Annotated in this window: 3 protein-coding genes; all 3 read right to left on the bottom strand. The window is 72.8% G+C overall.

The window, feature by feature from the left end; genetic code table 11:
* Positions 1–938 (bottom strand): hypothetical protein (locus D1643_RS10605; protein ID WP_201751094.1); only part of this gene is annotated, 938 nt, incomplete at its 3' end.
* 93 nt (positions 939–1,031) lie between these two features.
* On the bottom strand, positions 1,032–1,937 hold the full coding sequence (locus tag D1643_RS10600; protein ID WP_160710579.1) for an ATP-binding protein: 906 nt from the start codon (positions 1,935–1,937) through the stop codon (positions 1,032–1,034).
* Positions 1,938–2,221: 284 nt separating this feature from the next.
* On the bottom strand, positions 2,222–2,551 hold a 330-nt coding region (locus D1643_RS11910; RefSeq protein ID WP_236643565.1), incomplete at its 5' end, for a hypothetical protein.

The raw sequence follows: 2,551 nt of genomic DNA, 5'->3' as shown, positions 1-2,551 counted from the left end.
CGCTGGACGGCGGCGCGGGCCTGGGCTCGCGGATCGGCCCGACGCGCTTGCGCCTGCGGGTCGACCGCAGGCTGGGCGCCCTGCCGACGCTGGGCCTGGGCTGCGGCGCGCTGGGCTCGGGCGGCCTCCTCCACGCGCTCGTGGGACTGGGCCACACGAGGGTCGCGGGGGTCATACGCCGGCTGGGCCTGGGCAGCCGCCGTAGCCTGGCGCGCCACCTGACCGCGCTGGGTGCGCTGGCCGCCACGGGAGCGGCCCACCGGCCCCGTCCACTGATCCATGGGGACGCCGCCCGTCTTGTCGACGCCGCGCGGCACGCTGATGGCGTGGGGATCCTGCGCCTCTCGTCCCGCTCGCGAACTGCGGGAACGACCGCCCTGCGCCCCTGCGGCCGGAGCCGGCTGGGCGGCAGCGCGGCCGCGCGAGCCACGCGGGCGACCCTGCTGCTCCATGGCCTGGGCGCGTTCCTGCACCCAGGCGGCGAATGCCTGCTCTTCCTGGGAGAGCGGCGCGCTCGGCTGGGCGGCGACCTGGCGCCCGGTTGCGGCCTGGCGCGCCTGGGCGACAGCAGCCGGCTGGGCGGCACGAACACGCTGCGACCCCATCTCCGCGCTCTGCGGCACACCGACGCGCGAGGCGCCGGGGTTCTGCTCACGCGCCGCAACCGACGCGGCGGCGCGGGGCCCCGCGCCACGCGCTCCCGAGCCTGAACGGCCCTGCGGACGCTGCGGCCCGCGGCCGACACGCTGGCTCACTATCACCTGCATCTCGGCCACTTTCCGCCGCTCCACCTCCAGGCCGTCCACCACGCCGCGCGTGCGGCGGTCGATGGCGATGACCCACACCACCAGCAGCACGATGGCCACGGCAAGCACGATGAGCCCAACGGCCACCAGGGCAAACGGCGACAGGTTCAGAGACGACAGAAATGAGGACACGAGCACTCCGCTCTACGGGGTAAAAGACCTCCGAAAATCATAGCCAACCGCCCGCCCCTTGTCCATGACCGTCTTGGACGGCAGGAGCTAAGATCAGGCCAGTACCTCGCCGTTCACGGAGAAGGTGACCACCTCGAAGGGCAGGCTCTTGCCGCTTTGCGCGAGCGCCTCGGCAGCCGCGCGCTCCAGGCCGCCGCAGCACGGCACCTCCATACGCGCCACGGTGACGCTCGTGACGGCATTGGCGGCGATGATGGCGGCCAGCTTCTCCACGTAGCTCCCCTCGTCGAGCTTGGGGCAACCGATGACGGTCACCTTTCCGCGCATGAACCGCTCGTGGAACGACGCGCAGGCGAAGGCGGTACAGTCGGCGGCGATGAGCAGCCCGCGCCCCTCGTAGTACGGCGCCTGCACGGGCACGAGCTTGATCTGCGCCGGCCACTGCATGAGGCGGCTCGGCGCCTCCCCAGCCACGGGGGCGGAGCCGACGCCCGCCGAGGCTCCCGCACCGGCGGCAGCGCTCACGCCAACGACGGCCGCGGAGCCGGTAGCAGCCTCCCCAGCCACGGGGGCGCTCACCTCAACGGCGGGGCCGTCCGCAGCACAGCCTGCGGCAACCGGGAAGGACGCGCCGGCCATGCCGCCGCCCAGCTCGCGCGAGCGGGAGCCGGGGCAACCGGAGAAGGGCGCTGGGGCGGAGGGGGCGCGACCCGCGGCGACGCCGTCCGCCGCGTCCTCGGCGCGCAGCTCGGCGGCCGTGCGGGCGGCCAGGTGCTCGATGACCGCTGCCTCGTCATAGGCGTCGGCCTCGCGCTCGATGAACGTGATGGCGCCGGTCGGGCACGCCGGCAGGCAGTCGCCCAAGCCGTCGCAGTAGTCATCGCGCAGCAGCCGCGCCTTGCCGTCCACCATGCCGATGGCGCCCTCGTGGCACGCATCGACGCACAAACGACAGCCGGTGCACTTCTCCTCGTCTATTTCAATGACTCTCCTGATCATGGTTTCTCCTTCCGAGCCGGGGAGGGCAGAGCGCGACCGCGAAGGCGCGCGTCCTCATTTCTCGGCGAGAATAGCACCTCGCATGAAAGGCGCAGGTAAGGTTGGAAATCTCCGCAATCTCCTTACGGAAGGCGCGGCGGCGCCGAGTGTTTCACGTGAAACATTCGTTCTTCACCTCATTGGCGATGCCGGCATGCCCGTGCGCGGCGGCGCTGAATGTTTCACGTGAAACATTCGTTCTTCGCTGCTCGGCCACGGCGGGCTCTGCTAGGCGTCAGGCTCTGCTAGGCGCCGGCGCCCTGAGCTTCGGCGTCCTCGGGGTCAAACGCTCGTCGGGAGCGGCTCTCGGCAACGCGTGCGGCCACCTGCGCCTCCACATCCTCAAGCTCGCGCACGTCGCGAACGAGCGCCGCTACCCCCTCGACGCCCTGCCCTGCAGCGCTCGGAGCGCCATCCCCTCGGCTCCCGCAACCCGCCCCGGCAGGTGCCGCGGGCACCCCGTCGGCGCCCCGTCGGCTTCCGAGACCCGCCCCCGCGGCGCCGGCGACGGACTCGTCGGCGCCCCGTCGGCCCACGGGCAGCGCGCCAGCGCCCTCGCCCCGCCCTTCCGCAGG

It is taken from the genome of Enterorhabdus sp. P55, assembly GCF_009911695.1.
Lineage (GTDB): Bacteria > Actinomycetota > Coriobacteriia > Coriobacteriales > Eggerthellaceae > Enterorhabdus.
The sequence above is the reverse complement of the archived record's forward strand: the minus strand, read 5'-3'. Positions and strand labels throughout refer to the sequence as shown.

Coding starts and splice junctions, on each gene's coding strand:
- D1643_RS10600 (WP_160710579.1), bottom strand. CDS start 1,937: ATGATCAGGAGAGTCATTGAAATAGACGAGGAGAAGTGCACCGGCTGT.